Annotated in this window: 5 protein-coding genes; 2 read left to right on the top strand and 3 right to left on the bottom strand. The window is 68.9% G+C overall.

The window, feature by feature from the left end:
- Positions 1–1,354 precede the first annotated feature (1,354 nt).
- Complete coding sequence (locus tag Afe05nite_RS17630; RefSeq protein ID WP_014440216.1) at positions 1,355–1,732, top strand: ArsR/SmtB family transcription factor; 378 nt, start codon at positions 1,355–1,357, stop codon at positions 1,730–1,732.
- A gap of 113 nt (positions 1,733–1,845) precedes the next feature.
- Complete coding sequence (locus Afe05nite_RS17625) at positions 1,846–2,520, top strand: class II aldolase/adducin family protein (protein ID WP_203818210.1); 675 nt, start codon at positions 1,846–1,848, stop codon at positions 2,518–2,520.
- A 78-nt stretch (positions 2,521–2,598) separates the two neighbouring features.
- On the opposite strand, the gene Afe05nite_RS17620 is transcribed toward Afe05nite_RS17625, so the two are convergent.
- From Afe05nite_RS17620 to Afe05nite_RS17610, 3 genes are read right to left on the bottom strand one after another with little or no spacing between them, the layout of a single operon-like run.
- A complete protein-coding gene (locus Afe05nite_RS17620) occupies positions 2,599–3,420 on the bottom strand; it encodes a DedA family protein (RefSeq protein ID WP_203818209.1) in 822 nt (273 codons plus the stop codon).
- A gap of 60 nt (positions 3,421–3,480) precedes the next feature.
- Positions 3,481–5,955: a polynucleotide kinase-phosphatase gene (locus Afe05nite_RS17615; protein WP_203818208.1), complete on the bottom strand. Its 2,475-nt coding sequence runs from the start codon at positions 5,953–5,955 to the stop codon at positions 3,481–3,483.
- Positions 5,952–7,313 (bottom strand): 3' terminal RNA ribose 2'-O-methyltransferase Hen1, encoded by a 1,362-nt coding sequence (locus Afe05nite_RS17610; protein WP_203818215.1) that lies wholly within the window; start codon positions 7,311–7,313, stop codon positions 5,952–5,954. Before Afe05nite_RS17610 ends, Afe05nite_RS17615 begins: the two co-directional genes overlap by 4 nt.
- Positions 7,314–7,321: the final 8 nt, after the last annotated feature.

Below are 7,321 nucleotides of genomic sequence, written 5' to 3'. Positions count from 1 at the left end.
CCCGCACCGGCCCGCCCCGGACCGCACCGGGCCGGACCGGACCGGACCGAAGCGGGCTGGCCCGAAGCGGGCTGGGCCATGTCTGAACTTCAGGCCAACCGCTGAACAAGATTGCGCGTTCGGCTCGCGGGCGGGGGCCGGATCGGGTCAAGCTCGCCGTGCCGCGCCTACGTTCGCGAATCTGAACGGCTCGGTGACTGATCCGTCGGCTGTAGGGGACCTATCCGCACGCGTAGGGATCTATCCGCCGGCGTCGGGACTGTCCGCCGGCGTCGGGGAGCGGTGTGGTTCAGCGGGCGCCTGGGCGGCGTATCCGCGCGGAGAGTGTCCGGAGGGCGTCTGTGTCTGGAAAACGGCTCTCGCGCGCTGTGGGGATCTATCCGAGCTGGAATGGGTGGGAGCGGCGGCGCGGTCCGGGCCGGGCGTGCCAACGATGAAGTTTGCCGGAACCTCGCTGGGGGGCGGGCAAGTCGTAGGGGGTGTGAGAAGTGCTCGGAAGAGGGAGGTCCAGCCGTAGTGTTACTGGTCACCAGGTGTCTCGTATCGACCGCCGTGTGTCACCCGAACGGGTAGCTTTGTCCTTCCGGACTGACTTCTATCGGCTGTCCGGGTGGTTGTCGGCCAGCCGGTCGGAGGGTCTTTTTTGCTGAGTGGGTAAACGTCCGCTCGCGCGATTCACAGGACCTTCTCAGCGCCACGACCGGGTGATCTGTGGCGGCTCAAGCGTGTGACGCCGGACATAGCGGCTTTGAGCAGCGTCGATGCGTCCGGGAAGGGGCGAAAGGGACTTGGGCGACTGTTAGGTTTCTTTTCAGATGGGTGCAAAGCTGTGCGTCAATAGTTCCCTTCCGCCCCGCCGGGGCGAAACGTACAAGTTTTGTTCCAGCCAGTAGGCTCGATACCTGGAAGCACGCCACGACCTGCGTAAATTCATCACTGAATTGTCCGTCGCGGAGCGTGGTGCCGTGCTTTCATCGGGTCGTGAAGTTCTCGTGCCGAGCCGCCTCGGCCGAGGGATCGCGCAGCGTGGCGAGATGACGACGGCGAGGTGTGTGGAGACCTTCCGTTGTACGGATCAATGACCCGAAACGGATCGACGAATTGAGAAAGTGGGACTCCTCACCCTGGGGGCGGGGATCGGGAGCCCGTGACGCACAGGTAGCGACCAGACGGCGGCTGAGGCGTTGCAGGAGGCAGAGACCGAAGTCGGTACGCCGGTGAGGGTCGTTCAGGGGTTCGGATTGCCGGTCATCCCTGGTCGACCGAGAAGGTGGTCGATGTCGGCCTTACGGCCTGAAAGTTAGCCGGTTCGTTCCTGCGCACATGCAGGAGAATCGATGCAGTTGGTGGAAGGATGGAGATCGTGGGAACTGCGTTGGCGGAAATGACAATGCCTCAGATCTCGCCGCTTGCCGGCGAGCCAATTGAACGTGCCGACGCCGAGCGGCTCGCGGGAGTGCTGAAGGCACTCGCCGACCCGGCCCGGCTGCGGCTGCTGAGCCTCATCCAGTCCGCAACAGACGGCGAGGCGTGCGTCTGCGACCTGACGGCCCCCCTGGGCCTTTCGCAGCCGACCGTAAGCCACCACCTGCGGATCCTGACGGAGGCGGGGCTTCTCGAGCGCGAGAAGCGGGGCGTGTGGGCTTACTACCGACTCGTGCCGACCGCAATCGCGACTATCGCCGACCTTCTGACCCCGCCGCGTAAGCGGGCTACGAAGAAGGCACGCTGACCGCTCGCGGAAGCGAAGTAGCGGGAAATGCCTGGCGTCACCGATATGGGGGCGTGACGCCAGGCTGAAGTCCCCTCTCCCTCCAGTCCACCCCCGGACCTGAGGAGTAACGGGTGAATTACGTTCCGGGTGACCTGCGCGACCAGCTCGCGCACGTGGGCTACGACGTGGTCCAGGCCGGCCTGGTGGTCGGTTCGGGCGGCAACCTGTCCGCGAGGATTCCCGATGAGGGCGCCATCTGGGTGACCGCGAGCGGTTCCTGGTTGGACCGTCTGAGCCGCAGCACGTTCACGGCCGTACGCATCGATGACGGCGAGCCGGCGACGATCGGCGCCCTGCCGATGCCGCGCCTCGAACCGACAAGCGAGATCGCTCTGCACCTCGCGTTGTACAGGGCCCGACCCGACGTCAACGCCGTGGTGCATCTGCATCCACAGACCGCCTTGCTGCTCGACGCCTTGGGCGAACACGTCCGGATCATCACCACCGACCACGCCTATTACCTCAGGCGTGTCTCCACGGTGCCGTTCCGGCTGCCCGGCGGATCCGAGGTCGCGGCGCTGACCGCGGCCATGGCCGCCGACGGGACCGACTGCCTGGTGCTGAGCCACCACGGCTGTGTCGTGATGGGTGACTCGGTCGAGCTGGCTCACAAGCGGGCCCGCAACCTCGAAGAGGCCGCCCAGTTGACCTATCGCGCGCTCGCGGCCGGGCGCCTGGAAAACCTGCGCAACTGCCCGGAGTCGTTCCTGGACCGGCTGTCCGGCTCCACCGCGATCACTGTCTGAGCCAGCACGAAGAGCCGGCAAAGAAGAGGCCGCGAAAAAGGCCGGCCCGCTCGGGCCGGCCTTTCGTACTTCGTGACCTCAGGTTCGGCGGTGCGACCTCGGCGTACGCGGCTCGTCGTCGTCCTCGTCGCGGACCGCCTCGACCAGACCGGCGATGCTCGCGGCCGCGACCACGCCGATCGCCTGCGCCGGCTCGACCGCCGAGGCGCCGGGGCCGGTGCCGTTCTTCTTGTGCTTCCGCTCGCGGAGGATCTCGATGAGGATCGGCAGCACCGAGATGAGGATGATGACCGCGACCACCGGCAGGATGTAGTGGTCGATCTTGTCGCCGACGGCCTTGTAGATCTGGTTGGCCAGCAGGTGCCCGATAAGCAGGATGCCGTCGGTCCACAGGACCGCGCCGACCACGTTCCAGATGAAGAACTTCTTCGCCGGCATGCCGAGGGTGCCGGCGACCGGGTTGAGGAACGTGCGCACGATCGGGATGAAGCGGGCGAGCACCACGGCCTTGGCCGGGCCGAACTTCTCGAAGTAGTACTCCGCCTTCTCGACGTACTCCCGCTTGAAGAGCTTTGAATTGGGTTTGTCGAACATCCGTCGGCCGTAGCGCGCCCCCAGCCAGTGGCCGAGCTGGGCGCCGAAGATCGCGGCGATCGGCGCCCCGATGAGCAGGCCGACGAACGAGATCTGAGTGTTGTCCCCGAAGAGCTCGTCGGCCACCGGTGAGGACGCGACGCCGGCCAGGAAGAGCAGCGAGTCGCCGGGGAAGAAGAAGCCGACCAGCAGGCCGGTCTCGGCGAACATGATCGCGATCACGCCGATGAGCCCGAAGGTGTGAATCAGGTCCTTCGGGCTCAACGGGTTCAGAGCGAGCTGCTCGACAAGCGCATGGGTCTCCACGAGGAGCAGGGTACCGGCAGCCTGCGAACTCTTAGCTGTAGGAAAGCTGTGGGAAAGCTGTCACAACCGCGGGTCCACCGGTTCCGACTCGGCGGCCAGGATCGCGAACACCAACTCGTGCACGCGCCAGGTCGGTGCGCCCTCGGCCAGCCGGTCGAGCGCGGCCAGGCCCAGCCCGTGTTCGCGCAGGGCCAGGCTGCGTTTGCGGCCCAGGTTCCGCTTGCGCAACCGGGCCAGCTGCTCCGGACGGGTGTACTCGGGACCGTAGATGATCCGCAGGTACTCCCGGCCACGGCATTTCACACCCGGCTGCACGAGACGGCCCTTCGCGTCGGTGACGGCCAGGCCCGCGTACGGCTTGACCACCATGCCCTCGCCGCCCGCCGCCGTCAGCGAGAGCCACCAGTCGGTGGCGTCGGCCTCGGCCGCCGCGTCACCGAGCTCGACGATCTTCCGCCGGGTCGGCGTGAAGATCTCGGCGTCGGCCGCGACCAGGCGGTCCGCCTGCGCGAGGTGCCAGCCGTGATCCTTGCTTGCGTACGAGACTCCGACGCCGGCCAGGAGCGCGAACGGGGCGAGCGTGACCCCGGTGAGACCGTCGGTCGGCCGCACGTAGGAGCGGTAGGCGGCCGAGTAGCCGGCGATCTCCGACGAGCGCAGTTCGATCCGGTCGCGCAGCGCCCCGACGTCGAGTCCACGGGCCGCCACCTGGTCGAGCACGGCCAGCGCCGCCGGCAGGGCGTGCCGGCCGGCCGCACCGACCCCCGCGTACTGGTCGCGGATCAGCCCGCCGGCCTTCGCCGACCACGGCAGCAGTTCGCAGTCGAGCAGCAGCCAGTCGGTGTCGAGGTCGGCGAAGAGCGGCGCGGCGGCCGTCCGCACCCGCTCGAGCAACGGCTGGTCGAGCGCGGGACCGAAGAACGGCCGACCGGTACGGGTCCAGATGGCGTCGCCGGAGCCGGTACGCGACACCCGGACCACGGCCCGCGACCCCATGTGCTTCTCCTCGCACACGACCTTGTCGACGCCGGCCGCGCGCAGGTCGGCGAACGCCGTCGCCGGGTGCTCGAGATAGCCGTCGAGGTTCGACGTCGAGCAGGGCGCCATGGTCGGCGGCAACCACCCGAGCGTGGCCGGGTCGAGGGCGAACCGGCTCATCACCTCCAGGGCCGCGGCCGCGTTCTCGGCGTTGACGGTCGTCCGCCCGTACCCGTAATCGAGGTGCCGCCGCCCGGTGACGTCGGCCAGATCGAGGCCCTCGTCCGGCCGGGTGGTGGCTTCGCGGAGGGGGCGGACGGGGGCGTAGTACTCCCGGGCGGCCGGAACCGACACGAGCTCGCGGGTCGGCCAGCGCAGGGCCGTCAGCGAGCCGCCGAAGACACAACCGGTGTCCAGGCAGATCGTGTTGTTGATCCACTCCGGGGTCGGGGTGGGGACGTGGCCGTAGACGACCGCTGCCGAACCGCGATAGTCACGCGCCCACGGATAGCGGACAGGTAGCCCGTACTCGTCGGTTTCGCCCGTCGTCTCGCCGTAGAGCGCGAAGCTGCGCACTCGGCCGGACGCCCGCCCCTGATAGGCCTCCTTGAGGCCGGCGTGTGCGACGACGAGCTTGCCGTCGTCGAGCACGTAGTGGCTGACCAGGCCTTCGATGAAGGTCTTGACCTCGGCGACGAACTCGGCCGGCTCGCTTTCCAGCTGCGCCAGCGTCTCGGGCAGGCCGTGGGTCAGCTGCACGTTGCGGCCGTTGAGCTTGCGGGCCAGCTTCTGCTCGTGGTTTCCGGGCACGCAGATCGCGGATCCGGCCGCGACCATGGACATCACCAGGCGCAGGACGCCGGGCGAGTCGGGGCCGCGGTCGACGAGGTCGCCCACGAAGATCGCGGTGCGGCCCGCCGGGTGCGGGGCGCCGGCCCGGCTGACGTCGTAGCCGAGCTTGGTGAGCAGGGCGACCAGCTCCGCGTGGCAGCCATGCACGTCGCCGATGATGTCGAACGGGCCGGTCAGCTCACGCTTGTCGTTGAACAGCTTCGCGTAGCGGATCTCGGCGCCCGCGATCTCGTCGACGCCGCGCAGCACGTGCACCTTGCGGAAGCCCTCACGGGCCAGCGAGCCGAGCGAACGCCGCAGGTCACGGCCCATTCGGGTGAGTACCGGCCGGCCGAACGTGCGGTCCGCGCGTCCCTCGGTGCGCTCCCAGGCCACCGACTCGGGCACGTCGAGGACGATCGCGACCGGGAGCACGTCGTGCTCCCGGGCGACCTTGATGAGGCCGGCTCGGGCATGCGGCTGCAGGTTGGTGGCGTCGACGACGGTGAGCCGACCGGCGGCCAGCCGCTTGCCCGCCACGTAGTGCAGCACCTCGAACGCGTCGGCCGACGCGGACTGGTCGTTCTCGTCGTCGGCGACCAGACCCCGGAAGTAGTCCGAGGAGAGCACCTGGGTCGGCTTGAAGTGGGTGCGGGCGAACGTCGACTTGCCGGATCCGGAGATGCCGACCAGGGCGACGAGCGCCAGCTCGGGTACGTCGATCATGCGGTGGCCTCCTTCTCCTTGAAGATGGCGAGCTGGGTGGGCGCGCCGGTGGTCTCGTGCTCCTCGCCGACCGGGCGGAACTCGACGGTGTAGCCGTACCGTTCAGCGGTTTCCGAGGCCCACGAACGGAACTCGGCCCGGGTCCACTCGAAGCGGTGGTCGGAATGGCGCATCCCGGTCAGGCCCTCGTAGTGGACGTTGTACTCGGCGTTCGGCGTGGTCACCACGACCGTGCGCGGGTGGGCGTGACCGAAGACGCTCGCCTCCAGCGCCGGCAACCGGGGCAGATCGACGTGCTCGATGACCTCCATCAGCACGGCGGCGTCGTAGCCGCGCAGCCGGTCGTCCCGGTAGGTCAGCGCGGACTGCCAAATCTTGATCCGGTCCTTCTGCCGGGTCGGCAGCCGATCGAGGCGGAGGCGACGAGTGGCCTGGTCGAGGGCCCGCGAGGACACGTCGGTGCCGACGATCTCGGTGAACCGGCGATCCTTGATCAGGGCCGCCAACAGCGCGCCGCCACCACAACCGAGATCGATGACCCGGGCGGCGTCGGCCTCGGTCAACGCGGCCAGCACGGCGGCACGGCGCTGCTCGGCCAGCGAGACCTTGCGGGCCACCGGCAGCTCGGACTCTTCGTCGGGGTTCTCCTCCGCCACCTCGAGGCGGGCCAGCGCGGACTCGGCCAGATGCCGGCGATGCGCGAGGTAGCGGCGGGCGATCAGCACCTTCTCCGGATGGCCGGCCAGCCAGCCGGCGCCCGAGCGCAGCAGCTTCTCGATCTCGTCGGGCGCCACCCAGTAGTGCTTGGCGTCGTCGAGGACCGGGAGCAGGACGTAAAGGTGGTTGAGGGCGTCGGCGAGCCGGACCGTGCCGGACAGGCTCAGGTCGACGTAACGGCTGTTGCCGCCGATCTCCGGCTCGAACGGGATCGGCTCGGCCGTCACCGCCCAGCCGAGCGGCGCGAACAGGCGCGTCGCCAACTCGGTCGAGCCACCCAGCACCGGCACTCGGATCCGCAGCGGAATGGCTTCGGCGGCCAGCTCCGGCCGATCCTTCGAGGCGCCGCGCAGGGCGCTGCGGAAGACCTTCGCCAGGGCTCCGGCGAGCAGGCTCGATGCGGCGTACGGGCGGTCGTTGACGTACGCGCCGAGCTCGAACGACTCCTGCTGCGCTCGTAGTCGTGCCGGATCCACGTCGAGCAGCAGCGCCGCCGTGCACCGGTCCTCGGTCGCCTCGGGGTACAGCACGTACGCCGTACCGGTCGGCACGTCGAACTGATGCACCTTGCCGGGGTGCTTGACCAGCAGGTAGCCGAGATCGGTCGCGGGCGGGCGGGTGGTCGTCACGGTAAGCAGCACGTCCACCA

Origin of the sequence: Paractinoplanes ferrugineus, from assembly GCF_016862195.1 — a bacterium.
Classification (GTDB): domain Bacteria; phylum Actinomycetota; class Actinomycetes; order Mycobacteriales; family Micromonosporaceae; genus Actinoplanes; species Actinoplanes ferrugineus.
The sequence above is the reverse complement of the archived record's forward strand: the minus strand, read 5'-3'. Positions and strand labels throughout refer to the sequence as shown.

Excerpts from the sequence above, each read along its gene's own strand:
- Afe05nite_RS17630 (WP_014440216.1), top strand. The coding sequence starts at position 1,355 with ATGGAGATCGTGGGAACTGCGTTGGCGGAAATGACAATGCCTCAGATC.
- Afe05nite_RS17615 (WP_203818208.1), bottom strand. The coding sequence starts at position 5,955 with ATGATCGACGTACCCGAGCTGGCGCTCGTCGCCCTGGTCGGCATCTCC.